This window comes from Ensifer oleiphilus (genome assembly GCF_013371465.1).
Classification (GTDB): Bacteria; Pseudomonadota; Alphaproteobacteria; order Rhizobiales; family Rhizobiaceae; genus Ensifer; species Ensifer oleiphilus.
In genome coordinates this window covers 1-24,112 of the sequence record NZ_JABWDU010000005.1, presented here as the reverse complement: position 1 = coordinate 24,112, position 24,112 = coordinate 1, and the positions used below count along the sequence as shown (strand labels likewise).

Here is a 24,112-nt window from a genome sequence, read left to right as displayed (position 1 = left end):
CACGATATCCAAGGAGCATTTGATGAAAGTTCTATCCCAGAACACCGCATTCGGCGGCATGCAGGGCGTCTTCTCGCACGAGTCCGAAGCCTGCAAGGGCGAGATGACATTTGCTGTCTTCGTCCCGCCGCAGGCGATCAAGGAGCCGCGGCCGGTTCTCTGGTATCTCTCGGGCCTCACCTGCACCCATGCCAACGTGATGGAAAAAGGCGAATACCGCCGGATGGCCGCCGAGCTTGGGCTTGTTGTCGTCTGCCCTGACACCAGCCCGCGCGGAACGGAAGTTCCGGACGAACTCACCAACTGGCAGATGGGCAAGGGGGCCGGCTTCTACCTCGATGCAACGCAGACGCCGTGGGCCGAACACTATCAGATGTATAGCTACGTCACCGAGGAGTTGCCGGCCTTCGTCAGCCAGCACTTCCGCATCGACATGAGCCGGCAGGGCATTTTCGGCCATTCGATGGGCGGCCACGGCGCCATGACCATCGCGCTCAAGAACCCCGACCGTTTCCGCAGCTGCTCGGCCTTTGCACCGATCGTCGAACCGTCGACGGCCGACTGGTCCATTGGCGCCTTCGAAAAATATCTCGGCGAGGACAAGGCCGCCTGGCGGCAATACGATGCCTGCGCACTTGTCAGGGACGGCGCTCGTTTCCCGGAGTTCCTCATCGACCAGGGCAAGGCAGACAGTTTCCTCGACAACGGCCTGCGGCCGTGGCTTTTCGAAGAGGCGATCAAGGGAACCGACATTGGCCTGACGTTGCGCATGCACGAGCGCTACGATCACTCCTATTATTTCATCTCGACCTTCATGGACGATCATCTGAAATGGCACGCCGAGCGGCTAGCCTAAACCTGAGGCAATAGCGGGAGTATCCAATGTCCAACCTTCTGCTTGTAGGCGCCGGCGGTGCCATCGGGTCGATGGCCCGTTATCTCGTTGGCCTCTGGACGCTTCACCGTTGGGGGTCGGGCTTTCCCTGGGGAACGCTCGGCGTCAACATCACCGGCTCCTTCCTCATCGGCTTCTTGGCCGAGTTGATCATGCGCAAGTTCGGCGCTTCGGCGGAGATGCGACTGTTTCTGATCACCGGCGTGCTCGGCGGCTACACGACGTTTTCCGCCTTCTCGCTGGATACGATCACGCTGTTTGAACGTGGTGATGCCGCACTTGCCATCACCTATATCGCGGCAAGCGTCGTGCTTTCGATCGTGGCGGTCTTTGCCGGGCTGGCCCTGATGCGCGCAATGGTCTAAAGGCTGCCTCTAAAGAACAGGAAGCAGGTTCGCTGAGATGGCAGGCATAGAACACAAGCAGGTGGACGGTGACGAGGCAGGCATGCGCCTCGATCGCTGGTTCAAGGTACATTTTCCCGGGCTGGGTTTCGGTCCGCTGCAGAAGCTGCTGCGCTCGGGCCAGATTCGTGTCGATGGCGGCCGCGTCAAATCCGACACGCGGTTGCAGCCGGGCCAGACGGTCCGCATCCCTCCCCTTAACGTCGATGCGAAAGAAGTGAAGACGGGCCCGATCGCCGGGCGCGACCTTCGCCACTCGCCGGACGGGGAGCTGCTGTCGCGCATGGTGCTGCACGAGGATGCAAAGGTTATCGTGCTGAACAAGCCGGCCGGTCTGGCAGTTCAGGGTGGCTCCGGCGTCAACCGTCACATCGACAAGATGCTCGAGGCCTGGACCAACCAGCGCGGCGAGAAGCCCCGTCTGGTGCACCGCCTCGACCGCGACACGTCTGGTGTGCTTGTTATCGCGCGTACACGTGGCGCGGCGCAGAAGCTGACGGCTGCCTTCCGGGAGCGCGACACCAAGAAGACCTACTGGGCCCTGGTAAAGGGCGTGCCGCGCAAGCGCGAAGACCGCATCTCGACCTGGCTGGTCAAGGAACAGACACCGGACGGCGACCGCATGCGCATCGCCAAACACGGCGAGGACGGCGCCGACCACGCCATTTCCTACTACCGCATCCGCGAGCAGGCAGCCCAGAACCTCGCCTGGCTCGAAATGGAACCCTATACCGGTCGTACCCATCAGTTGCGCGTGCACGCCTTGCACATCGGTCATCCGATCCTTGGCGATCCCAAGTATTTCGACGCCGATACCAACTGGAGCCTGCCCGGAGGCATGCAGAACCGTCTGCACCTGCACGCGCGCCATATCGACATTCCGCATCCGGACGGTGGTCGCCTGCGTGTGACCGCGCCGCTGCCGCCGCACATGGTCCAAAGCTGGAACCTGCTGGGCTTCGAAGAGAACGAGCCTGGCGAGGACGACTGATGAAACTGGCACTTTTCGATTGCGACGGCACGCTGGTCGACAGCGGCGGTCTCATCCATGAAGTGATGGCACGAACCTTCAAAGCCTTCGACCTCAACCGGCCCGCGCTGTCCGCAACCAAGGGCATCATCGGCCTGACGCTCGACATCGCCATTGCCCGCCTGCTCGGACGTGACCATGTCGACGACCAGGCACTGGCAATGACGGCGCACTACAAGGCGATTTTTGCCGGCGTCCGCGCGGAAGCGGGTTTTCAGGAGCTTTTGTTTCCAGGCATCGCAGCGATGATGCAGACGCTTTCGGGTCGCGACGAGCTGCTTATCGGCGCCGTCACCGGCAAATCGCGCCGCGGCCTGACGCATATCGCCGAGACCCACGGCTTCGACCGGATGTTCTTCGTCTCGCGCACCGCCGACGACTGCCCTTCAAAACCGCACCCTGCCATGGTGACGGAATGCTGCTTAGAAGCCGGGATCGATCCGCGTGATACCGTGGTCATCGGCGACGCGATTTATGATATGCAGATGGCAAAGGCTGCCGGCGCCGCTGCCATCGGTGTTGCATGGGGCTATGCCGGCGTATCCGACCTCGTCGAGGCTGGCGCAGATTACATTGCCCGCACGCCGGCCGACATCATTGAGTGGATGGAACACTATCATGCCTGATATTCGCGATGAACTCATCGGTGCGCTCAGCCACGAGGATCCGGTCCGGCGCGCGCAGATCCAGATGCTGAAGCCGCTGCCCAAGCGCTTCTACAAGGACGTCAGCATCGGCGCGGCAGAAGACGGCGGCCACAGCGTCCTGCTCGACGGCCGGCCGGTTCGAACGCCGGCCAAACATCCCCTTGCCGTGCCGACCCTCAAGCTCGCCGAAATGCTGGCGGCCGAATGGGACGCACAAGCCGAGGTCATCGACCCCGCCAAGATGCCGGTCACCCGTATCGCCAACACGGCGCTCGACGGGGTGGCAAAGGACCAGCGCTCGGTCTTCGAAGACATTTTGCGGTTTGCCGGAACCGATCTCATCTGCTACCGCGCGTCCAGCCCGGAAGGGCTCGTCGGACGGCAGAACGCCGTGTGGAATCCAGTGCTCGAATGGGCTGCCCAATCCCTTGGCGCCCGTTTCATTCTGGCCGAGGGTGTGATCCACCAGGAACAGCCTGAAGAGGCGATCACCGCCTATGCCGAGGGCCTGCGCGCCTTCGCGACGCCACTTGGCCTCACCTGCGTGCACACGATCACCACCTTGACCGGCTCGGCTCTGCTTGCAGTTGCCTTCGCGTCCGGCCGGCTGACGGCCGAACAGGCCTGGACGGCTGCCCATGTCGACGAGGATTGGCAGATCGAGCATTGGGGCACGGACGAGGAGGCGTTCAAGCGCCGCGAACTGCGCTGGCAGGAAATGCAGGCGGCGGCAGCCGTTCTCGACGCGCTGCGATAGCAGCGCGTCGGAATCCAAACGCAACGTTGCGGTTACGACAGCTAACGAACGTAACGTTAGGCGGAGAGCTTCAGTCCCGCAATACCGGCGACGATCAGCGCGATGCAGCCGAGGCGGACGAAAGTGGCTGGCTCGGCGAAAAGAACGATGCCGAGGATGACGGTGCCGACGGTGCCGATGCCCGTCCAGACAGCATAGGCCGTGCCGAGCGGCAAGGTTCTGACCGCCAGGCCCAGCAGCGCGATGCTAACTATCATCGAGCCAACGGTGAGGATCGTCGGCGTCACACGAGTAAAACCTTCAGTGTATTTGAGACCGATTGCCCAGCCGATTTCGAGGATGCCGGCAAGAAAGAGGATTAACCAGGCCATTTCAAACTCCTTGAGAGTGGAGCGAGGCCGTCCCCGCGGATGTTCGGTATCCAGTACCGTGCAGCCGTCTGCAACGCGGTTTCTATCTCACGGTTCGCGGGCGACAGCAAGATATGCCGTGGCAAACCAGCCCTGCACGACCGGCAATGCTTGGGTATTTCTAATAATGTTGCGGTTTCCGGCCCGGCGATATTTGCGAACGCAGATGGAGCGCTTCCAAGGTTCCACTTCAGACAGAATCGCCTTTCTCGCTTAGCTTCGCTCGCGACGCAGCTTCGCCCACCATTCCAATCGTTTGCGGATCTCGCGCTCAAAGCCGCGCTCTGGCGGATCGTAGAAGATCTTACGCCCCATCTTTTCCGGGAAATAGTCTTGGCCAGAGAAAGCATCCGGCTCGTCGTGGTCGTAGCGGTATCCGTCGCCGTAGCCCTCGCCCTTCATCAGCTTGGTCGGCGCGTTGAGAATATGCTTCGGAGGCAGCAGAGAACCGTTTTCCTTGGCAGCCCGCATGGCGGCCTTATAGGCCATGTAGACGCCATTCGATTTCGGCGCTGTCGCGAGATAGACGCAGGCCTGAGCGAGCGCCAGCTCCCCTTCCGGCGAGCCGAGATAGTCGTACGCGTCCTTGGCGGCATTGCAGATTGCCAGCGCCTGGGGATCTGCCAGGCCGATATCCTCCACCGCCATGCGAACGAGGCGCCTTCCAAGATAGAGTGGGTCCTCGCCGGCATCGAACATCCGGCAGAGATAATAGAGTGCAGCGTCCGGGTCGGAGCCGCGCACCGATTTGTGCAGTGCCGAGATCAGATTGTAGTGACCGTCCTGGCCCTTGTCGTAGACCGGCGCTCGCCGCTGCACGATCCGCTGCAGCGCTTCGACGTCGAAGATCTCGTCGCGCCGCGCCGCGCGCCAGACTTCTTCGGCCAGTGTCAGCGATGCCCGGCCATCGCCATCGGCCATGCGGATCAGGCTTGCCCGGGCGTCCGCGTCGAGCGGCAGCGGCTTGCCTTCCGTTTCTTCCGCGCGCTTCAGCAATTCCTGCAGGCTCTCCTCACCATGCGGCTTGAACGTCAGCACGCGAGCGCGCGAGAGGAGAGCGGCGTTGAGTTCGAAGGATGGGTTCTCCGTCGTTGCCCCAACCAGGATGACCGTGCCGTCTTCCATGACTGGCAGGAAACTATCCTGCTGCGCGCGATTGAAACGATGGATCTCGTCGACGAAAAGCAAGGTCTGCCGGCCGGACATGCGCCGTGCCCGCGCCGATTCGAATACCTTCTTGAGGTCGGCAACGCCGGAGAAGATTGCCGAGATCTGCTCAAAGGCCAACTCCGCCTCGCCCGACAACAGCCGGGCGACCGTCGTCTTGCCGGTACCGGGAGGGCCCCAGAAGATCATCGAACCGAGCGATCCCGATGCGATCATTCGCGTCAACACGCCATCCTCGCCCGTCAGGTGCTCCTGGCCGGTGACTTCGGACAACGTGCGTGGACGCAGACGATCGGCAAGCGGCCTTGCCGAGGTCATTTCCGGTGGTTCCGAGGAGGAGAAGAGGTCACTCATCGGAAGAACTGACGAATGATCTGGCCGTCACGCTCAATTTCGACGCGCCAGAAGGAGGCTCCGTCGGCCATGACGCTTTCCAGCGTCTTCGAACTGTCGATTGCAGCCCCGTTGACGGAGCGGATGATATCCTTCGGCGCCAGGCCGATGCGTGCGGCAGGCGAGCCACGGTTAATCTCGGTAACGACGACACCCTGCAACGAGGTCGACAGGCGCAACTCCTCGGCCAGTCGAGGCGAGAGATTGGCAACGACCGCACCGGCAAACGGATTGCGGCCCTCTATAAGACGCTCATCGCGGGGCGATGTCTCGGGTGCGCGGTCCAGCTTCAGACTGACATCGTGCGGCTTGCCGTTTTCGGTAATCGTGACGCGTGCCTCATGGCCGATGCCGACGGTGGTCAAGCGATAGCCGAGGGCATCGGGATGTTCGACGGCGATACCGTTGACGGCCGTGATCACCTGCCCCGGCTTGATCCCGGCCGAGGCGGCCGGCCCACCGTTGACAACGGCAGTCACGAGCGCTCCACGCGCACGATCAAGGCCGAGCGCTTCTGCGACTTCCGATGTCACGGGCTCGAAAGACGCACCAATAAACGGACGCACGAACGAGCCATTGCCGCCTTCGGCGGATGCGACGAAGACCTTGACGAGATTGGCTGGGATGGCAAAGCCGACGCCGTTAGAGCCGCCGCCTTTCGAGAAAATTGCGGTATTGATGCCAATCAGCGCGCCGTTCATGTCGATCAGGCCACCGCCGGAATTGCCCGGGTTGATGGCAGCGTCCGTCTGGATGAAGAAGCCGAAATCGCCCGACGACACCTGATTGCGGGCGAGCGCCGAAACGATGCCGCTGGTTACGGTCTGGCCAACGCCGAAGGGATTGCCGATCGCCAGCACGATGTCGCCGACCTCGACCGCGTCGGAATCGCCAATCGGAACGACGTCGAACGGGCCATCGGACTGGATCTTCAGCACCGCGAGATCGAGGCGATCGTCCTTGAGCATGATCTTGCACGGATATTCTCGGCCATCGGCCAGCGCCACCTTGATGTCGTCGGCACCTTCGATGACGTGATTGTTGGTGACGACGATGCCGTTCTTGCCGACGATCACCCCGGAACCGAGCGAGGATTGTTTCTCGCTGCGGTTCGGCATGCGCTGCCCGAAGAACTCCTCGAAGAAGGGATCGCCCGAGAAGATCGACCGGCGCTCGACCACGCGCTCAGCATAGACATTGACCACAGCATTCGCCGTCTGCTTGACCAGCGGCGAGAAGGAAAGCTGCATCTCCAAGCGCGATTGCGGTACGGTTTTGGTGTCCTGGGCGATTGCCGGACAGGACAGAGAGACAGCAAGAACGAGCGTCGCAAGCGCCCTTTGACCGAAGATCATATGAAGCATTCTCCTATTCGTCGCGGCTACGTTCAGATAGGATTTCGCAGGAAAAAAGGCAAACGTCGCCAAGACATACGCAAATCAGGTAGCATCACGCGCAACGCACGAAAACGTGGTTATCGGCCTCTTTCACAGTGATCGAAACTCTGGTCAGTTTGAGCAGACAAATCCCACACGTTCAAAGCGGAAAAGATCATGCCGGCCTATCGTCCACCGAGAATCGCATCATCCGAAATCACACCGGAGGGCTGCTTCCTGTCACGCCGAGCATTTCTGGCAACGACAGCTGGCGGCCTTTTGGCCGTGGGCACGGGTGCAGCAGGCGCCCAAGCGGCCGCCCTTCCCGCGCCCAAGGGCAAGTACACCGTCGATGAAGACCTGACGCCCGAAGCCGACGTTACGGGCTACAACAATTTTTACGAATTCGGCACTGGCAAGGCTGACCCTGCTGCCAATTCGGCTGCCTTCAAACCGACGCCCTGGACCGTGAAGGTCGATGGCCTTGTCGCCAAGCCGAAGGAGTTCGGGCTGGAGGAATTGCTCGCCCTTCCGCTCGAGGAACGTATCTACCGGATGCGGTGCGTCGAGGCCTGGTCCATGGTTATTCCCTGGACCGGATTTCCACTCGCGGCACTCCTCGACAAGGTCGAGCCGCTCGGCAACGCCAAATATGTCTCGTTCGAGACTGTGGTGCGCCCGGAACAAATGCCCGGCCAATCCGGCTTCTTCCAGCCTCTGCCCTGGCCCTACCGCGAAGGCCTGCGGCTCGACGAGGCCCGCCACCCGCTGACGATTCTGTCTGTCGGCGTTTATGGCAAGACATTGCCCAACCAGAACGGAGCGCCGATCCGGCTCGTCACACCCTGGAAATACGGCTTCAAGGGCATCAAGTCGATCGTGCGGATCTCGCTGACGGAAACACCACCGCCCTCGACCTGGAACCTGTCGGCGCCCAATGAATACGGCTTTTACGCTAATGTGAACCCAGCGGTCGATCACCCGCGCTGGAGCCAGGCGACAGAAAACAGGATCGGGGGTGGCGGCTTCTTCGGTGCAAACCGGCGCGACACCCTGCCGTTCAACGGTTATGCGGACGAGGTCGCCGGCCTTTATGCCGGCATGGACCTGAAAGCGAATTTCTGAGCATGTCCAAACTGCCCGCCCTACCGAAGCGCTTCCATTCCGCGTCCGTCTGGGCACTGTACGGACTCGGTCTCTGTCCGGCGCTCGTTGCCTTCTATCTCGGCGCCACCGGGCAACTTCCGGGAAATCCTGTCAAGGAATTCGAGCATCTGCTGGGTATCTGGGCGTTGCGCTTTCTGGTCGCCACGCTGGCGATCACCCCGATCCGCGATCTCCTGGGGATCAACTGGCTGCGCTATCGGCGTGCCCTTGGGCTGCTCGCCTTCTACTATGTCGTCATGCACTTCCTGGCCTATTTCCTGCTCGACCAGGTCTTGAACATCCCCGCCATCATCGCCGACATCGCCCGGCGCCCGTTCATCACCATCGGGATGGCCGGGCTGGTGATGCTCATCCCGCTGGCACTGACATCAAACAACTGGTCGATCCGGCGTCTCGGCAGCCGCTGGAACCAGCTGCACAAGCTCGCCTATATCATTGCCGCGGCGGGCGCGTTGCATTTTGCGATGTCGGTCAAGGTAATCGGTCTCGAACAGATGACCTATATCGCGCTCGTCGCGTCGCTTTTGGCGTGGCGGCTGGTGCGCAAGCCCTATCTGAAGCGCAAACGGCAGGCTACGGCGCCGCGCGGGCGCGCAAAGGATGCTGTAGCACTTTAAGTCCGCCGAGCAATTCGGGCCTTAAATCGGATCGGATTTGAGGAATACGCGATCGCCCCCAATCCGAACGGCACAATAAAAAAGCGGCCGGGTGACGAACACCCGGCCGCTTTCAATTCAGCTTGCCTGAAAGGATCAGGCTGCTTCTGCGGCGTCAGCTTCAGCTGCGACGCGAGCGCGGTCCTTCGCACCCTTTGCATCGGTGTCGCGGTCAACGAATTCGATGACAGCAAGAGCAGCGTTGTCGCCCTGGCGGAAGCCAGCCTTCATGATACGCAGGTAGCCGCCGTTGCGGGTGGCGTAACGCGAAGCGATCGTGTCGAACAGCTTGGCAACGACAACGGCGTCGCGGATCTGCGAGATCGCCTGACGACGAGCATGCAGGTCGCCGCGCTTGCCGAGGGTGACGAGCTTTTCAACGATCGGGCGGATTTCCTTAGCCTTCGGCAGAGTCGTAACGATCTGCTCGTGCTCGATCAGCGAGGCTGCCATGTTGGCAAACATCGCCTTGCGGTGGCTGGCGGTTCTATTCAGCTTGCGGCCGGCTTTACCGTGGCGCATTGCTATTCTCCTTCACTTGCAGGCATCTGCCCGCAGTCTAATGGTTAGTATTGGTCTTCGTAACGCTTGGCGAGATCTTCGATGTTCTCAGGCGGCCAGGACGGCACTTCCATGCCGAGGTGCAGGCCCATGGAAGCGAGAACTTCCTTGATTTCGTTCAGCGACTTGCGACCAAAATTCGGCGTGCGAAGCATTTCTGCTTCGGTCTTCTGAATGAGGTCGCCGATGTAGACGATGTTGTCGTTCTTCAGGCAGTTGGCCGAACGGACGGAAAGTTCCAGTTCGTCGACCTTCTTGAGAAGCGCCGGGTTGAAGGCCAGCTCGGTGACTGCTTCTTCCTCTGCTTCCTTCTGCGGTTCGTCGAAGTTGACGAAAACCGACAGCTGATCCTGAAGGATGCGGGCCGCAAAAGCGATCGCATCTTCACCGGTGACAGAGCCGTCCGTCTCGATGGACATCGTCAGCTTGTCATAGTCAAGAACCTGGCCTTCGCGGGTGTTTTCCACCTTGTACGAGACCTTCTTGACCGGCGAGTACAGGCTGTCGACCGGGATGAGGCCGATCGGTGCATCTTCCGAACGGTTGCGGTCAGCCGGAACGTAGCCCTTGCCGTTGTTGACGGTGAACTCCATGCGGATTTCAGCGCCCTCGTCGAGGGTGCAGATCACATGGTTCGGGTTGAGGATTTCGATGTCGCCAACCGTCTGGATGTCACCGGCGGTTACAACGCCCGGACCCTGCTTGCGCACAACCATGCGCTTTGCGTCATCGCCATCCATCTTGATGGCGATTTCCTTGATGTTGAGCACGATGTCCGTCACGTCTTCCCGGACGCCCGGGATAGAGGAGAACTCGTGCAGGACGCCGTCGATCTGCACCGCGGTGACAGCAGCACCGCGAAGCGACGACAACAGCACGCGACGAAGCGCGTTGCCGAGCGTCAGACCAAAGCCACGTTCAAGAGGTTCCGCGACCAACGTTGCCTTGGTGCGGCCCGAGGAGATGAACTCCACCTTGTTGGGCTTGATCAGTTCCTGCCAATTTTTCTGGATCATGTTTTGTGCCTTCCGTTCGTTGTCACCATCCAATCGTGACAACCGAGCCCCGAAGTCCGGGAGTGCGCCGAAGCGCCCTCACCGGCATTTTGAACGCAAATGATCAGACGCGGCGCTTCTTGCGCGGGCGGCAACCGTTGTGCGGGATCGGGGTCACATCGCGGATCGAGGTGATCATGAAGCCCGCTGCCTGCAGTGCGCGAAGCGCGGATTCACGGCCGGAACCCGGACCGCAAACTTCGACTTCAAGCGACTTCATGCCGTGTTCCTGGGCCTTCTTGGCGCAGTCTTCAGCGGCGATCTGTGCGGCAAACGGGGTCGACTTACGCGAGCCCTTGAAACCCTTGGCACCGGCAGACGACCAAGCAATTGCGTTGCCCTGTGCGTCGGTGATGGTGATCATGGTGTTGTTGAACGACGAATTGACGTGCGCGACGCCAGACGTGATGTTCTTGCGTTCGCGACGGCGAACGCGGGTGGCTTCCTTGGCCATAGGATCCCTTTCTTAGATCTCTGCACCGCCGTAATTCCAGCGGCTCCACCGGGAAAGGAATTTTCGTCCCCTGCCCTGCTTCTTCAGTTTCATCCAGGACCGGAGGAACCGGCCCTGCAGGCATTTCACGAAACCGATCCGGCTTCGCAACGGTCGGGCATCGCCCTTCCCAAACTGCAAAAGGAGGCCGGCGCGTGCGCCAGCCTCCCAATCTCCCTATTCGGGAAATTACTTCTTCTTACCGGCGATCGCCTTTGCCGGACCCTTGCGGGTGCGGGCATTGGTGTGGGTACGCTGACCGCGCACCGGCAGGCTGCGACGATGGCGCAGACCGCGGTAGCAGCCCAGATCCATCAGACGCTTGATGTTCATCGACGTATCGCGACGCAGGTCACCTTCAACCTGGTAGTCGCGGTCGATCGTTTCGCGGATCTGAAGAACTTCAGCATCCGTCAACTGATGCACACGACGATCAGCCGGAATACCGACCTTCTCGACGATTTCCTGTGCGAATTTCGGTCCGATCCCGTGAATGTAGGTCAGCGCGATAACAACGCGCTTTGCCGTCGGGATGTTGACGCCAGCGATACGTGCCACGTCTATTCTCCTTGCGTTCCAGTTGCCATCCGGCAATAGGTGCTTCGTTACGCGACCTCAAGAGCCGCACGTTGATTGAGGTTCGAGACACGTCAAAAACGACCGTACCCGGACTTCGTTTCGTTGAAGACCGCGCCGATCGCTCCCATGTCGCGAGTTGGCGCTGTCTTTGGCGGAATCAGCCGGAAAAGTCAACTCCCCGGCGGTTCCTTTTCGGCAAAGACCCAGGGTCTAAGCCAGAATCTTCTCGATCTGTGCAGTCACGGCATCCACATCGGCCATGCCATCGACCGTCTTCAGCTCACCGGTGCCGGCATAGTGTTCCGACAAAGGTGCGGTCTTTTCGCGATATTCCGTCAGCCGACGCTTGAAGGCTTCCGGATTGTCGTCCGATCTGACCGAGCCGCCCGCAGCGATGGTTTCCGCTACGCGATTCTCCATGCGCTTTACAAGCGCCGTCTCGTCGACCTTGAGCTCGATAACGGCGTCGAGCTTCAAGCCCTTGCCCTTGAGCATCTCGCCGAGAGCGACCGCCTGCGGAACCGTGCGCGGATATCCGTCGAGGATAAAGCCGTTGGCACAATCCGGGGCATCGATCCGGTCCGACACGATCTCGTTGACGATCGCATCAGAGACGAGCTGGCCGGCGTCCATGACGGCCTTGGCCCGCTTGCCGACTTCTGTCGCCTGGGCGACGGCCGCCCGCAACATGTCACCTGTGGAAAGCTGCGGAATACCGTACCTCTCCGTCAGAAGCTTGGCTTGCGTCCCCTTGCCAGCTCCGGGCGGTCCCAAAAAAATCAGTCTCATCGTCCCCTCTTCCCTCCGCGCAGCTTCGACTTCTTGATCAGCCCCTCATATTGCTGAGCAATGAGGTGACCCTGGATCTGTGCTACCGTATCAAGGGTAACGCTGACAACAATCAAAAGCGACGTACCACCAAGGTAGAACGGCACACCAGTCTGCGCGATGAGAATTTCAGGCAGGATGCAGACGAAAATCAGATAGATCGCGCCGAGCACGGTGATGCGCGTCAGGACGTAATCGATGTATTCGGCGGTGCGCTCGCCCGGACGAACGCCCGGAATGAAGCCGCCATGCTTCTTCAGATTGTCGGCCGTGTCCTTCGGATTGAAGACGATAGCCGTATAGAAGAAGGCGAAGAACGCGATCATGCCGCCGTAGAGCACCATGTAGAGCGGCTGGCCGTGACCAAGCGCGCTGACGATCGACGTCGCCCAGCCAGGCAGCGTCGCAGTGTTGGCAAAGCCAGCAAGCGTTGCCGGCAGCAGCAACAGCGACGACGCGAAGATCGCCGGGATAACGCCCGCGGTGTTCAGCTTCAGCGGCAGGTGCGAGGTGTCGCCCTGGAACATACGGTTGCCAACCTGACGCTTCGGATACTGGATCAGCAACCGGCGCTGGGCGCGTTCGACGAAGACGATGAGCGCGATGACGGCAACGATCATGACGATGATCGCCAGGATGAGCGGGGTCGAAAGTGCGCCCGTGCGGCCAAGTTCGAGCGTTCCGGCCAGAGCCGTCGGCAGATGGGCGACGATGCCGGCGAAGATGATCAGGGAGATGCCGTTGCCGATACCGCGCGAGGTGATCTGCTCGCCGAGCCACATCAGGAACATCGTGCCGCCGAGCAGCGAGATCACCGTGGAAATGCGGAAGAACCAGCCCGGGTCGTTGACGAGGCCGTTGCCGCTCTCAAGGCCGACTGCAATGCCGTAGGCCTGCATGACGCCGAGAAGCACCGTACCGTAACGGGTGTACTGGTTGATGATCTTGCGACCCTGCTCGCCTTCCTTCTTCAGCTGTTCCAGCGCCGGCACGACGGAGGTCATCAGCTGAACGATGATCGAGGCAGAGATATAGGGCATGATGCCGAGCGCGAAGATCGCCATGCGCTCCACTGCACCGCCCGAAAACATGTTGAAGAGGCCGAGGATACCGCCGCTCTGGCCCTGGAAGGCCTGCGCAAACGCGTCCGGATTGAGGCCGGGCAGCGGGATATAGGTGCCAAGACGGTAGACCAAAAGCGCACCAAGCGTGAACCACAGTCGTTTCTTCAGATCTTCCGCCTTGGCGAAAGTCGAGAAATTCAGGTTCGAGGCGAGCTGTTCCGCTGCAGAAGCCATGCAATTCTCCGCGTACCAAATCTCGGAATCAGCGGGAGTACCCTGTCCGTTCCGGAAGGACTAACTTTTCGTCTTGAAAACCGGACGCGAGGCGATTGTGTCTGCAATCGGATGCCTCACCGTGGTTTCCGCTATGTCCGCCGAGGCGAGCGATTCGCCATCGCGGACGTGAGGCTCACATATGGGAGCAAAACCGCCCGGAGTGAAGCACCCCGGGCGGTTGATCAGTAATATTATTCGGCAGCAGCCGAAAGCAGCTTGATGGAGCCGCCAGCCTTTTCGATCTTTTCGATCGCCGACTTGGAAGCGCCTGCAACTTCGAGCGAGATCTTCGCCTTCAGTTCGCCATCGGCCAGCACGCGAACGCCGTCCTTTTCGCGACGGATCACGCCAGCAGCCTTGAGAGCTGCTGCATCGACGGACTTCGAAGCGTCAAGCTTCTTGGCGTCGATTGCCGTCTGGATGCGGCCGAGCGACACGACAACAAACTCCGAAGCGAAGATGTTGTTGAAGCCGCGCTTCGGCAGACGACGGTAGATTGGCATCTGGCCGCCTTCGAAGCCGTTGATGGCAACGCCCGAACGAGCCTTCTGACCCTTTACACCGCGACCGGCAGTCTTGCCGGAACCGGAGCCGATGCCGCGACCAAGACGCTTGCGGTTCTTGGTCGAGCCTTCGTTGTCCTTGATTTCATTCAGTTTCATGAGCTTATCCCCCTCACTTCTCGTCGACGACGCGAACGAGGTGCTGGACCGACCGGATCATGCCGCGAACAGCTGGGGTGTCTTCCAGCGTGCGAACCCGGTGCATCTTGTTGAGGCCCAGGCCGATAAGCGTCTGACGCTGTACGGCCGGACGGCGAATGGGGCTACCGATCTGCTCGACGGTAACCGTCTTCGCAGCGTTTTCTTTCTTAGCCATCTGTCAGCTCCCTTATTCTTCGGAAGCAGCGCCGGAGGAAACACGACGAGCCTGGAGCGTGGCGTACTTCATGCCGCGCTGAGCTGCGATGTCCTTCGGGTGCATCTGGTTCTTTAGGGCGTCGAACGTTGCGCGAACCATGTTGTAGGGGTTCGACGAGCCGGTCGACTTAGCAACGACGTCATGAACGCCGAGCGTTTCGAAGACGGCGCGCATCGGGCCACCAGCGATGATACCGGTACCGGCCTTAGCCGAACGCAGCAGCACCTTGCCGGCGCCGTGACGGCCGTGAACGTCGTGATGCAGGGTACGACCACCACGCAGCGGGACGAAGATCAGATCGCGCTTGGCGGCTTCCGTTGCCTTGCGGATGGCTTCCGGCACTTCGCGCGCCTTGCCATGACCGAAGCCAACGCGGCCCTTCTGGTCGCCAACGACGACGAGCGCTGCGAAACCGAAACGACGACCGCCCTTCACCACCTTGGCGACGCGGTTAATTGCTACGAGCTTGTCGACAAATTCGCTGTCGCGCTCTTCGCGGTTCTGGCGATCTTCGCGAGAACCCCTTCTTTCCTGTGCCATTGTCCTTTTCCTTTTTCTTTTCCGGGTGCAATCGGCAGATTGACAAAAGTCGCCCCCGTCACATGGATCGGAAGCGACCGGAAACTTTTGAAGGTGCGAGGCGGGCACAAGGCCCGCCTGGCAACCGATCAGAAGTTCAGACCACCTTCACGGGCAGCTTCGGCCAGAGCCTTGATGCGGCCATGATAGATGAAGGCGCCACGATCAAAGACAACGTCCTTGACGCCAGCCTTTACGGCGCGCTCAGCGATGAGCTTGCCGACGGCAGCAGCAGCTGCCGCGTCAGCGCCCGTCTTCAAAGACGAACGCAGATCGGTGTCGAGCGTGGAGGCAGACGCAAGCGTCTTGCCGGCCACGTCGTCGATAACCTGTACGTAGATGTTCTTCGACGAGCGATGAACCGACAGGCGCGGACGGCCATTCGCGACCGCCTTGATTTGACGGCGCACGCGGTTGGCGCGACGCACAAGAGTATCTTTCCTGCTAGCCATTTCGCGTGATCCTTACTTCTTCTTGCCTTCTTTGCGGACAATCCGCTCTTCGGCATACTTGACGCCCTTGCCCTTGTAGGGCTCGGGGCCGCGGTATTCGCGGATTTCCGCTGCAACCTGGCCGACCTGCTGCTTGTTGATGCCGGAGACGATGATTTCCGTCGGCTTCGGTACAGCGATCGTGATGCCTTCCGGCGTCTGGTAGACGACGTCGTGGCTGAAACCGAGTGCCAGCTGCAGGTTCTTGCCCTGCAGCGACGCGCGGTAACCAACGCCGTTGATTTCGAGCTTGCGCTCGTAACCGTCCTTGACGCCCTTCAGGATGTTCTCGATCATCGTGCGGGACATGCCCCACTTCGAACGAGCATCCTTGCTCTGGTTGAGCGGCTGTACAACAACCGCATTGTCTTCGAGCGCTACCGATACTTCGTCGTTTGCAACAAAGAACAGTTCGCCCTTAGGGCCCTTCGCCGTTACCTTCTGGCCATCCACGCTTGCCGTGACGCCTGCAGGAACTTGAACGGGCTTCTTACCGATACGAGACATTTTTATACCTGTCTGTTCGCTATGGAGATCATGTTACGTCTTAGAAGACGGAGCAAAGAATCTCACCACCAACATTCTGTTCGCGTGCCTGATGATCGGCCATCACACCCTTCGGAGTCGAAAGGATGGTGATGCCGAGGCCGTTCGCGACCTGCGGAATGGACTTAACCGAGACATAAACTCGGCGGCCCGGCTTGGAAACGCGTCCGATCTCACGGATTACGGAAGCGCCTTCGTAGTACTTCAGTTCGATGTTCAGCTCGGCCTTGCCGTTGCCAAATACGACTTCAGAGTATCCACGGATGTAGCCTTCAGCCTGAAGGACATCCAGAACACGTGCGCGGAGCTTCGAAGCCGGCGTGGAAACGCTCGACTTGCGGCGTGCCGCGCCGTTACGGATACGGGTGAGCATATCGCCCAGCGGATCAGTCATTGCCATGTGCCCGTCTCCTTACCAGCTCGACTTGACAATACCCGGCACGCGGCCGGAGTTGCCCAGTTCGCGAAGCGCAATACGCGACATGCGAAGTTTACGATAGTAGGCGCGCGGACGGCCCGTAACTTCACAACGGTTGCGGATGCGGGTCTTGGATCCATCACGCGGCAGTTCGGCCAGCTTGATGGTTGCCTTGAACCGCTCTTCGATCGGCAGAGACTGGTTCATGATGATTGCCTTAAGAGCGGCGCGCTTAGAGGCTTGCCCGGCAACCAGTTTGCGGCGGCGCTTGTTCTTTTCAACTGCGCTCGTTTTCGCCATAACAGTTATCCTTCTTTACGCTTGTCGTTACGGATTACTGACGGAACGGGAAGTTGAACTCTGTGAGCAGAGCGCGTGCTTCGTCGTCGTTAGTAGCCGTCGTGCAAACGATGATGTCCATGCCCCACATCTGATCAACCTTGTCGTAGTTGATCTCAGGGAACACAATGTGCTCCTTCACGCCCATGGCGAAGTTGCCACGGCCATCGAAGGACTTCGGGTTGAGGCCACGGAAGTCGCGAACGCGCGGAAGAGCGATGTTCACGAGACGATCCAGGAACTCATACATCCGAACGCCGCGCAGGGTAACCTTGGCACCAATCGGCATGCCTTCGCGCAGCTTGAAGCCAGCGATCGAGTTGCGAGCGCGGGTGATTACCGGCTTCTGGCCAGCAATCGCAGCGAGGTCGGCAGCTGCGACGGTCGGCTTCTTGGAGTCGGCAGTCGATTCGCCAACACCCATGTTGATGACGATCTTGTCGAGGCGCGGGATCTGCATTTCGTTGGCGTAGGAGAACTTCTCCTGCATAGCCGCACGAATACGCTCGACATATTCCTTCTTGAGCCGGGGCTCATAAGCGGACTTAGCCATCGATCACTACTCCCGAACGCTTGGCCACGCGGACCTTCTTGTCGCCATCGATCTTGAAGCCGACGCGGGTCGGCTTGCCGTCCTTCGGATCGGCAATCGCGATGTTCGAAAGATGGATCGAGGCTTCCTTGTTGATAATGCCGGCTTCCTGGCTCTGGGTCTGGCGCTGGTGACGCTTCACCATGTTTACGCCACGCACTACAGCCCGATCTTCCTTCGGCATTACCTGTACGACTTCGCCGGTACGACCCTTGTCCTTACCGGTGAGAACGACGACCTTGTCGCCTTTACGAATCTTTTGCATCTCTCAACGCTCCCTTAGAGTACTTCCGGAGCCAGCGAGATGATCTTCATGTGGTTCTTGGCGCGAAGTTCGCGCGGAACCGGTCCGAAGATACGGGTGCCGATCGGCTCTTTCTTGTTATCGATAAGAACGGCTGCGTTTGTGTCAAAACGAATGACGCTGCCATCCGCACGGCGGATGTCTTTCGCGGTGCGAACGACAACAGCCTTCATGACATCACCCTTCTTCACGCGGCCGCGCGGAATGGCTTCCTTGATCGAAACGACGATGATGTCGCCGATCGACGCGTACTTACGCTTGGAGCCGCCCAGCACCTTGATGCACATGACACGACGTGCGCCGGAATTATCCGCCACGTCGAGGTTTGTTTGCATCTGAATCATGTCAGGTCGCCTTCTTGTTGTTACCGGGCCGGTTGGGTCTAGACCCCCTCGCCCGGCTTATTGTGCCTATCTCAAAGCAAAAGAACGCCCGGACTCGAGCGTTCCTTTACTTCAATTGCGTGCTTCATACAGGTATTTGCCCAAGACGCAAGGGTCTCGCGGTCAAATCCCGCAGAAATCAAGCCTGGGCGGCAACCACCGTCCAGCGCTTATCCTTGGAGATCGGCGCGCATTCCTCGATGGAAACAACGTCACCAACCTTGTACTGGTTGCTTTCGTCGTGCGCCTTGTACTTCTTCGAACGGCGAACGGTCTTCTGGAGAATCGGGTGCGCAAAGCGGCGCTCGACCCTGACGACGACGGTCTTGTCGTTCTTGTCGCTGACGACTGTGCCCTGCAGAATGCGTTTCGGCATATTTTGTGGTCCTTAGGCCTTGGCTTCTGCCGCCTTCTGGCGGGCAATTGTTTTGACGCGTGCGATGTCCTTACGGACTTCGTCGATACGCGACGACTTTTCGAGCTGGCCGGTTGCCTTCTGGAAACGCAGATTGAACTGCTCTTTCTTCAGCTTGGCAAGCTCTTCGTTGAGTTGATCGGCGCTCAGAGCGCGAACATCTGCGGCTTTCATGAGATTCACTCCTTACTCTGCGATACGCTGCACGAAGCGCGTCTTGACAGAGAGCTTGGCAGCACCAAGACGAAGTGCCTCACGGGCGAGTTCTTCGCTGACACCATCGATCTCGAACATCATACGACCAGGCTTGACCTTGCATGCCCAGTATTCGACCGAGCCCTTACCCTTACCCATACGGACTTCGGTAGGCTTGGCGGTGACCGGAACGTCAGGGAACACACGGATCCAGACGCGACCGGCGCGCTTCATATGGCGGGTGATCGCGCGGCGGGCCGCTTCGATCTCGCGCGCATTGACGCGGTTTGGTTCTTGAGCCTTCAGGCCGAATTCACCAAAAGCGAGATCAGATCCGCCCTTGGCTACGCCCTTGATGCGGCCCTTGAATTGCTTGCGATACTTCGTACGCTTTGGCTGCAACATTTTTTTAATTCTCCGATATTGGCTGCCACACGCGTGTTAGGCGTTTTCGCGACGACGCTCTCTGCTGCTGCCGCCCTGACTGTCACTCTCGATCGCGCGACGCTCGGAAGCCATCGGGTCGTGCTCAAGGATTTCGCCCTTGAAGATCCAGACCTTGATGCCGCAGATACCGAAAGCGGTTTCAGCTTCAGACGTGCCGTAGTCGATGTCCGCACGCAGGGTGTGCAGCGGAACGCGACCTTCGCGGTACCATTCGGTACGAGCGATTTCGGCACCACCGAGACGACCGGCGCAGGTGATCTTGATGCCTTCGGCGCCAAGACGCATGGCCGACTGAACAGCGCGCTTCATCGCACGGCGGAAAGCCACGCGGCGCTCGAGCTGCTGAGCGATAGACTGGGCAACGAGGGTTGCGTCAACTTCCGGCTTGCGCACTTCAACGATGTTGAGGTGGGTTTCGGAGTTGGTCATTTCGGAAAGCTTCTTGCGGAGCTTTTCGATGTCTGCGCCCTTCTTGCCGATGATCAGGCCCGGACGAGCCGAGTGGATCGTGACGCGGCACTTCTTGTGCGGACGTTCGATCACGACCTTGGCAATGCCGGCGGCCTTAAGCTCTTCCATCAGGTAGGCGCGGATCTTCAGGTCTTCATGAAGAAGCTGACCGTATTCCGCGTTATCAGCGAACCAACGGCTATCCCAGGTCCGGTTGATGCCGAGACGGAAACCGATCGGATTAATCTTCTGGCCCATTATGCAGCCTCCCCTTTGGCTTCCACTTCACGAACGACGATCGTCAAGTGAGAGAACGGCTTTTCAACACGCGATGCACGGCCGCGACCACGAGCGTGGAAGCGCTTCATCACAATCGACTTGCCAACATACGCCTCGGCAACGATGAGCGAATCAACGTCGAGGTCGTGGTTGTTTTCAGCGTTTGCAATCGCGGATTCAAGCGTCTTCTTGACCGTTTCCGAGATCCGCTTGCGCGAGAACTCGAGTTCGGCCAGAGCGCGCTCGACCTTCTTGCCGCGGATCATCGCGGCAACCAGATTGAGCTTCTGGGGGCTGACGCGGATCGTGCGCGCAATTGCCTGCGCTTCATTATCCTTCAGCCGGCGTTCGGCTTTTGCCTTGCCCATTGTTACTTCCTCTTTGCCTTCTTGTCCGCACCATGACCGTAATAGGTCCGGGTCGGAGAGAATTCACCGAACTTGTGTCCGACCATTTCTTCTGACACCGAAACGGGAACATGCTTGTTGCCGTTGTAGACGCCGAAGGTGAGACCCACGAACTGCGGAAGGATCGTGGAGCGACGGCTCCACATCTTGATCACTTCGTTACGACCGCCGTCACGAACCTTCTCAGCCTTCTTGAGAAGATAGCCGTCAACAAACGGACCTTTCCATACTGAACGAGCCACTTGAGACTTCCTCTCTTACTTCTTGCGCTGGTGACGCGACCGCATGATGAACTTGTCGGTCGACTTGTTGGAGCGCGTCCGCTTGCCCTTCGTCGGCTTGCCCCAAGGGGTAACCGGGTGGCGACCACCGGACGTACGGCCTTCACCACCGCCGTGCGGGTGGTCAACCGGGTTCATGACGACGCCGCGAACGTGCGGCTTCTTACCGCGCCAGCGCGAACGACCAGCCTTACCGTCATTGATGTTGCCGTGATCGGGGTTCGATACAGCACCGATGGATGCAAGGCAAGAGCCGTGCACGAGGCGCTGTTCGCCCGAGTTCAGGCGAAGGATCGCCATGCCCTGGTCACGACCAACGAGCTGAGCGTAGGTGCCTGCCGAGCGAGCGAGCTGACCACCCTTGCCCGGCTTCATTTCCACGTTGTGGATGATGGAGCCGACCGGGATGAACTGCAGCGGCATGGTGTTGCCGGGCTTGACGTCGACGGCTGCCTTCTCCGAAGCGATGACCTTGTCGCCGGCAGCGAGACGCTGCGGAGCGAGGATGTAGGCCTGTTCGCCATCGGCGTAGGTTACCAGCGCGATGAACGCGGTGCGGTTCGGGTCATATTCCAGACGCTCAACGGTGCCTTCGACGTCGAACTTGCGACGCTTGAAGTCGACCAGACGGTAGGTCCGCTTGTGACCGCCGCCCTGGAAGCGAACGGTGATACGGCCGAGGTTGTTGCGACCGCCCTTGGAGTGCAGACCTTCGGTCAGCGCCTTAACCGGCTTGCCCTTGTAGAGGCCGGACCGGTCAACGATGACCAGCTGGCGCTGGCTCGGGGTCGTCGGATTGAAACTTTTCAATGCCATTTTATTGTTCCCTTTTGGGTTTTTACCCTAATGGGCCTATCCGTTAGAGACCGGTGGAGACGTCGATGGACTGACCGTCGGCGAGCGTGATGATCGCCTTCTTCACGTCCTTCTGCTTCCCGGTAAAGCCGCGGAAGCGCTTGGTCTTGCCCTTGCGGACGAGCGTGTTCACGGCCGTAACCTTGACGCCGAACAGAGCTTCAACAGCAGCCTTGATTTCAGGCTTCGAAGCGCCCTTGGCGACGTTGAAGACGATCTGGTTCTGTTCGGAAACCAGCGTCGACTTTTCAGTGATCGAGGGGGACACGATCACGTCGTAGTGGCGAAGATCCGTCATTTGAACCGCTCCTCCAGAGCTTCCACGGCAGCCTTGGAAAGCACGAGCTTGCCACGGCGCAGAATGTCGTAAACGTTGATGCCCTGAACCGGCAGAACGTCCACATTCGGAATGTTCTGAGCGGCGAGCTTGAAGTTGTTCTCGATTTCGGCGCCGCCGATGATCAGAGCATTGGTCAGACCGAGCGAGGCGAAAACGCCTGCCAGGGTCTTGGTCTTTGCTTCTGCGGCAACGAGATCATCGAGAACGATGATGTTTTCAGCCTTCAGCTTGGCAGACAGAGCGTGGCGAAGACCGAGTGCACGGACCTTCTTCGGCAGGTCATGGGCGTGGCTGCGAACAACCGGGCCATGAGCCTTACCACCACCACGGAACTGCGGAGCGCGAGCGGAGTGGTGGCGGGCGCGGCCCGTACCCTTCTGCTTGTACATCTTGGCGCCGGTGCGCGAAACTTCCGCGCGGCCCTTGGCCTTGTGTGTGCCCTGCTGCTTCTTGGCGAGCTGCCAGCGAACGACGCGGGCAATGATGTCTTCACGGGGTTCGAGACCGAAAATGGCGTCCGAAAGGGAAACCTTTCCCGCGTCCTTGCCCTCGAGGGTTTTGACGGTGAGATCCATTATTCGGCTCCCTTACTTCGATGCTTCGGCGTGCACGGCCGCGGGGCGCGGTGCGCCTTCCGGGGTGCCCGACTTGATGGCGTCACGAACGACGATCCAGGCACCCTTGGAGCCGGGGACTGCGCCCTTGACCAGGATCAGACCACGATCTTCGTCGGTCGATACGACTTCGAGGTTCTGCGTGGTGACGCGCGTCTGGCCCATATGACCAGCCATGCGCTTGCCCTTCCAGACGCGACCCGGATCCTGGTTGGAGCCGGTCGAACCATGCGAGCGGTGCGATACGGAGACGCCGTGCGTTGCACGAAGGCCGCCGAAGTTGTGGCGCTTGATGGCGCCGGCAAAGCCCTTACCGATCGTGGTACCGGTTACGTCGACGAGCTGGCCCGCAACGAAATGGTTTGCGGTCAGTTCGGAGCCGATGTCGATCAGATTGTCCGCGGAAACGCGGAATTCGACGAGCTTCGCCTTCGGTTCGACGTTGGCGGCAGCAAAGTGGCCGCGCATCGCCTTCGGCGTGTTCTTAACCTTGGCAGTGCCGGCGCCCAACTGGACAGCGGTATAGCCGTTCTTGTCGTCCGTGCGCTGGGCTACCACCTGGCAGTTTTCCAGCCGCAGTACTGTTACCGGGATATGCTCGCCGGCGTCGTTGTAGACGCGCGTCATTCCCACTTTCTGTGCAATCACACCTGAACGCATCGGTTCATTCCTCTTGAGAGTTAACGACGGGGCGAACCCCTTCGCATCTCTTGTTTAAGGTCTCCCTCTGCCCCTTGCGGAACGTCGGGTCGCCCGTTTCTGGAAGCCGTTGGACCGAAGTCCACGTACCTTCCTTGTTATTAAAGCTTAATTTCCACGTCTACGCCGGCAGCGAGGTCGAGCTTCATCAGCGCGTCAACGGTCTGCGGGGTCGGATCTACGATATCGAGAAGGCGCTTGTGGGTACGCATTTCGAACTGTTCGCGGCTCTTCTTGTCGACGTGCGGCGAACGGTTGACCGTAAATTTTTCAATGCGCGTCGGCAGCGGTACTGGACCGCGCACGCTGGCACCGGTGCGCTTCGCCGTCGAGACGATTTCGCGCGTCGAGGCATCGAGGATCCGGTGATCAAACGCCTTGAGGCGGATGCGGATGTTCTGGCCGTTCATACGACTTATCCTTGTTCATGTTAATTGCGGTTTCCGTGGAGAAACGCGCATTGAACTTCGTTTAATGTTCGGCCAGTCCGCTAATTTTTCAAAGATCGGAAGGACAAGGTTTCCCCTGCCCCTTCCTATTTGAGCGGCCGTGGCCGGCCTGTACTTTCGCGTTCGCACAATGCCGACGCACCGTGCAAATCACGCTTGCGCGCCATTTGCACTATTTCGGCGTCGTCGGCAAGCCGTGCGACCAACTAAATCTTGCTGGGCGGCTATGTCCGGGGCGCATACCGATGCGCCCCGCCCACTCCGCCCGTCGTCGATTACTCGACGATCGAAGCGACGATGCCGGCGCCGACGGTACGGCCGCCTTCGCGGATAGCGAAGCGCAGCTTTTC

At 59.9% G+C, this 24,112-nt stretch carries 38 protein-coding genes; 7 read left to right on the top strand and 31 right to left on the bottom strand.

Translation table 11 applies throughout. The annotated features are described in order from the left end of the window. The first annotated feature begins 22 nt into the window (after positions 1 to 22). The 5 genes from fghA to HT585_RS19640 are packed head-to-tail and all read left to right on the top strand — an operon-like array spanning position 23 to position 3,733. Positions 23 to 856 carry an S-formylglutathione hydrolase gene (gene fghA, locus HT585_RS19660; RefSeq protein ID WP_176354554.1) on the top strand — a complete coding sequence of 278 codons (834 nt, stop codon included), beginning with the start codon at positions 23 to 25 and terminating at the stop codon, positions 854 to 856. Positions 857 to 882: 26 nt separating this feature from the next. Continuing rightward, the gene (crcB, locus tag HT585_RS19655) at positions 883 to 1,260 is read left to right on the top strand and encodes a fluoride efflux transporter CrcB (protein WP_176354553.1); all 378 of its coding nucleotides are present in this window, start codon (positions 883 to 885) and stop codon (positions 1,258 to 1,260) included. Between the two features lie 37 nt (positions 1,261 to 1,297). Further along, positions 1,298 to 2,290: an RluA family pseudouridine synthase gene (locus HT585_RS19650; protein WP_176354552.1), complete on the top strand. Its 993-nt coding sequence runs from the start codon at positions 1,298 to 1,300 to the stop codon at positions 2,288 to 2,290. Next, positions 2,290 to 2,955: an HAD-IA family hydrolase gene (locus HT585_RS19645; RefSeq protein WP_176354551.1), complete on the top strand. Its 666-nt coding sequence runs from the start codon at positions 2,290 to 2,292 to the stop codon at positions 2,953 to 2,955. The genes HT585_RS19650 and HT585_RS19645 overlap by 1 nt, the downstream gene beginning before the upstream one ends. Continuing rightward, the gene (locus HT585_RS19640) at positions 2,948 to 3,733 is read left to right on the top strand and encodes an ATP12 family chaperone protein (RefSeq protein ID WP_176354550.1); all 786 of its coding nucleotides are present in this window, start codon (positions 2,948 to 2,950) and stop codon (positions 3,731 to 3,733) included. Before HT585_RS19645 ends, HT585_RS19640 begins: the two co-directional genes overlap by 8 nt. Positions 3,734 to 3,789: 56 nt before the next feature. On the opposite strand, the gene sugE is transcribed toward HT585_RS19640, so the two are convergent. The 3 genes from sugE to HT585_RS19625 form a co-directional block, all read right to left on the bottom strand. After that, entirely contained in the window at positions 3,790 to 4,104 is a 315-nt protein-coding gene (gene sugE / locus HT585_RS19635; protein WP_176354549.1) for a quaternary ammonium compound efflux SMR transporter SugE, read from the bottom strand. Positions 4,105 to 4,356: 252 nt separating this feature from the next. After that, a complete protein-coding gene (locus tag HT585_RS19630; RefSeq protein WP_176354548.1) occupies positions 4,357 to 5,664 on the bottom strand; it encodes a replication-associated recombination protein A in 1,308 nt (435 codons plus the stop codon). After that, a complete protein-coding gene (locus tag HT585_RS19625; RefSeq protein ID WP_176354547.1) occupies positions 5,661 to 7,058 on the bottom strand; it encodes a DegQ family serine endoprotease in 1,398 nt (465 codons plus the stop codon). Before HT585_RS19625 ends, HT585_RS19630 begins: the two co-directional genes overlap by 4 nt. Positions 7,059 to 7,256: 198 nt before the next feature. Between HT585_RS19625 and msrP the strand changes: the two genes are divergently transcribed. Together msrP and msrQ are read left to right on the top strand one after the other, a co-directional pair. After that, on the top strand, positions 7,257 to 8,204 hold the full coding sequence (gene msrP, locus HT585_RS19620) for a protein-methionine-sulfoxide reductase catalytic subunit MsrP (RefSeq protein ID WP_176354546.1): 948 nt from the start codon (positions 7,257 to 7,259) through the stop codon (positions 8,202 to 8,204). A 2-nt stretch (positions 8,205 to 8,206) separates the two neighbouring features. Further along, entirely contained in the window at positions 8,207 to 8,863 is a 657-nt protein-coding gene (gene msrQ, locus HT585_RS19615) for a protein-methionine-sulfoxide reductase heme-binding subunit MsrQ (RefSeq protein ID WP_176354545.1), read from the top strand. Positions 8,864 to 8,998: 135 nt separating this feature from the next. On the opposite strand, the gene rplQ is transcribed toward msrQ, so the two are convergent. The 28 genes from rplQ to HT585_RS19475 all read right to left on the bottom strand — a co-directional run. Then, on the bottom strand, positions 8,999 to 9,424 hold the full coding sequence (gene rplQ / locus HT585_RS19610; protein WP_077498418.1) for a 50S ribosomal protein L17: 426 nt from the start codon (positions 9,422 to 9,424) through the stop codon (positions 8,999 to 9,001). 44 nt (positions 9,425 to 9,468) lie between these two features. Beyond that, positions 9,469 to 10,479, bottom strand: coding sequence for a DNA-directed RNA polymerase subunit alpha (locus tag HT585_RS19605; RefSeq protein WP_025426686.1), 1,011 nt, complete (start codon positions 10,477 to 10,479; stop codon positions 9,469 to 9,471). 103 nt (positions 10,480 to 10,582) lie between these two features. Then, on the bottom strand, positions 10,583 to 10,972 hold the full coding sequence (gene rpsK, locus HT585_RS19600) for a 30S ribosomal protein S11 (protein WP_003536496.1): 390 nt from the start codon (positions 10,970 to 10,972) through the stop codon (positions 10,583 to 10,585). Between the two features lie 228 nt (positions 10,973 to 11,200). Beyond that, positions 11,201 to 11,569 carry a 30S ribosomal protein S13 gene (gene rpsM, locus HT585_RS19595; protein WP_025426685.1) on the bottom strand — a complete coding sequence of 123 codons (369 nt, stop codon included), beginning with the start codon at positions 11,567 to 11,569 and terminating at the stop codon, positions 11,201 to 11,203. Positions 11,570 to 11,800: 231 nt separating this feature from the next. Then, positions 11,801 to 12,379 (bottom strand): adenylate kinase, encoded by a 579-nt coding sequence (locus HT585_RS19590; protein WP_176354544.1) that lies wholly within the window; start codon positions 12,377 to 12,379, stop codon positions 11,801 to 11,803. Further along, entirely contained in the window at positions 12,376 to 13,716 is a 1,341-nt protein-coding gene (gene secY / locus HT585_RS19585) for a preprotein translocase subunit SecY (RefSeq protein WP_176354543.1), read from the bottom strand. Before secY ends, HT585_RS19590 begins: the two co-directional genes overlap by 4 nt. 233 nt (positions 13,717 to 13,949) lie before the next feature. After that, a complete protein-coding gene (rplO, locus tag HT585_RS19580; protein ID WP_115420480.1) occupies positions 13,950 to 14,420 on the bottom strand; it encodes a 50S ribosomal protein L15 in 471 nt (156 codons plus the stop codon). Positions 14,421 to 14,433: 13 nt separating this feature from the next. Beyond that, positions 14,434 to 14,637: a 50S ribosomal protein L30 gene (gene rpmD / locus HT585_RS19575; protein ID WP_025426681.1), complete on the bottom strand. Its 204-nt coding sequence runs from the start codon at positions 14,635 to 14,637 to the stop codon at positions 14,434 to 14,436. 12 nt (positions 14,638 to 14,649) lie between these two features. Further along, complete coding sequence (rpsE, locus tag HT585_RS19570) at positions 14,650 to 15,219, bottom strand: 30S ribosomal protein S5 (RefSeq protein ID WP_025426680.1); 570 nt, start codon at positions 15,217 to 15,219, stop codon at positions 14,650 to 14,652. Positions 15,220 to 15,347: 128 nt separating this feature from the next. Next, positions 15,348 to 15,710 carry a 50S ribosomal protein L18 gene (gene rplR / locus HT585_RS19565; RefSeq protein ID WP_025426679.1) on the bottom strand — a complete coding sequence of 121 codons (363 nt, stop codon included), beginning with the start codon at positions 15,708 to 15,710 and terminating at the stop codon, positions 15,348 to 15,350. A 12-nt stretch (positions 15,711 to 15,722) separates the two neighbouring features. Next, positions 15,723 to 16,256: a 50S ribosomal protein L6 gene (gene rplF, locus HT585_RS19560; protein ID WP_053247116.1), complete on the bottom strand. Its 534-nt coding sequence runs from the start codon at positions 16,254 to 16,256 to the stop codon at positions 15,723 to 15,725. A gap of 40 nt (positions 16,257 to 16,296) precedes the next feature. After that, entirely contained in the window at positions 16,297 to 16,695 is a 399-nt protein-coding gene (gene rpsH / locus HT585_RS19555) for a 30S ribosomal protein S8 (RefSeq protein ID WP_025426677.1), read from the bottom strand. A 12-nt stretch (positions 16,696 to 16,707) separates the two neighbouring features. Then, a complete protein-coding gene (rpsN, locus tag HT585_RS19550; RefSeq protein WP_025426676.1) occupies positions 16,708 to 17,013 on the bottom strand; it encodes a 30S ribosomal protein S14 in 306 nt (101 codons plus the stop codon). Between the two features lie 34 nt (positions 17,014 to 17,047). Further along, positions 17,048 to 17,605, bottom strand: a complete 558-nt coding sequence (gene rplE, locus HT585_RS19545) for a 50S ribosomal protein L5 (RefSeq protein WP_176354542.1) — start codon at positions 17,603 to 17,605, stop codon at positions 17,048 to 17,050. Next, complete coding sequence (gene rplX / locus HT585_RS19540) at positions 17,598 to 17,909, bottom strand: 50S ribosomal protein L24 (RefSeq protein WP_025426674.1); 312 nt, start codon at positions 17,907 to 17,909, stop codon at positions 17,598 to 17,600. The genes rplE and rplX overlap by 8 nt, the downstream gene beginning before the upstream one ends. Positions 17,910 to 17,923: 14 nt before the next feature. After that, positions 17,924 to 18,292 (bottom strand): 50S ribosomal protein L14, encoded by a 369-nt coding sequence (gene rplN / locus HT585_RS19535; RefSeq protein WP_003536525.1) that lies wholly within the window; start codon positions 18,290 to 18,292, stop codon positions 17,924 to 17,926. A gap of 178 nt (positions 18,293 to 18,470) precedes the next feature. Beyond that, positions 18,471 to 18,707: a 30S ribosomal protein S17 gene (gene rpsQ / locus HT585_RS19530; protein ID WP_077498424.1), complete on the bottom strand. Its 237-nt coding sequence runs from the start codon at positions 18,705 to 18,707 to the stop codon at positions 18,471 to 18,473. Between the two features lie 12 nt (positions 18,708 to 18,719). Continuing rightward, positions 18,720 to 18,920, bottom strand: coding sequence for a 50S ribosomal protein L29 (gene rpmC / locus HT585_RS19525; protein ID WP_025426672.1), 201 nt, complete (start codon positions 18,918 to 18,920; stop codon positions 18,720 to 18,722). Positions 18,921 to 18,932: 12 nt separating this feature from the next. Further along, a complete protein-coding gene (gene rplP / locus HT585_RS19520; RefSeq protein WP_011975175.1) occupies positions 18,933 to 19,346 on the bottom strand; it encodes a 50S ribosomal protein L16 in 414 nt (137 codons plus the stop codon). Positions 19,347 to 19,382: 36 nt separating this feature from the next. Then, positions 19,383 to 20,096 (bottom strand): 30S ribosomal protein S3, encoded by a 714-nt coding sequence (gene rpsC / locus HT585_RS19515; RefSeq protein WP_176354541.1) that lies wholly within the window; start codon positions 20,094 to 20,096, stop codon positions 19,383 to 19,385. After that, entirely contained in the window at positions 20,096 to 20,485 is a 390-nt protein-coding gene (rplV, locus tag HT585_RS19510) for a 50S ribosomal protein L22 (RefSeq protein ID WP_025426669.1), read from the bottom strand. Before rplV ends, rpsC begins: the two co-directional genes overlap by 1 nt. A 2-nt stretch (positions 20,486 to 20,487) precedes the next feature. Continuing rightward, positions 20,488 to 20,766 carry a 30S ribosomal protein S19 gene (gene rpsS / locus HT585_RS19505; protein WP_025426668.1) on the bottom strand — a complete coding sequence of 93 codons (279 nt, stop codon included), beginning with the start codon at positions 20,764 to 20,766 and terminating at the stop codon, positions 20,488 to 20,490. Between the two features lie 15 nt (positions 20,767 to 20,781). After that, positions 20,782 to 21,621 (bottom strand): 50S ribosomal protein L2, encoded by an 840-nt coding sequence (rplB, locus tag HT585_RS19500; RefSeq protein ID WP_025426667.1) that lies wholly within the window; start codon positions 21,619 to 21,621, stop codon positions 20,782 to 20,784. A gap of 43 nt (positions 21,622 to 21,664) precedes the next feature. After that, positions 21,665 to 21,958 carry a 50S ribosomal protein L23 gene (locus tag HT585_RS19495; protein ID WP_025426666.1) on the bottom strand — a complete coding sequence of 98 codons (294 nt, stop codon included), beginning with the start codon at positions 21,956 to 21,958 and terminating at the stop codon, positions 21,665 to 21,667. Continuing rightward, complete coding sequence (gene rplD / locus HT585_RS19490) at positions 21,955 to 22,575, bottom strand: 50S ribosomal protein L4 (protein ID WP_025426665.1); 621 nt, start codon at positions 22,573 to 22,575, stop codon at positions 21,955 to 21,957. The genes HT585_RS19495 and rplD overlap by 4 nt, the downstream gene beginning before the upstream one ends. 12 nt (positions 22,576 to 22,587) lie before the next feature. Further along, complete coding sequence (rplC, locus tag HT585_RS19485) at positions 22,588 to 23,274, bottom strand: 50S ribosomal protein L3 (RefSeq protein WP_176354540.1); 687 nt, start codon at positions 23,272 to 23,274, stop codon at positions 22,588 to 22,590. 140 nt (positions 23,275 to 23,414) lie between these two features. Beyond that, positions 23,415 to 23,723 (bottom strand): 30S ribosomal protein S10, encoded by a 309-nt coding sequence (rpsJ, locus tag HT585_RS19480; protein WP_003507767.1) that lies wholly within the window; start codon positions 23,721 to 23,723, stop codon positions 23,415 to 23,417. 314 nt (positions 23,724 to 24,037) lie between these two features. Next, positions 24,038 to 24,112 (bottom strand): EF-Tu C-terminal domain-related protein (locus tag HT585_RS19475; RefSeq protein WP_130520932.1); only part of this gene is annotated, 75 nt, incomplete at its 5' end.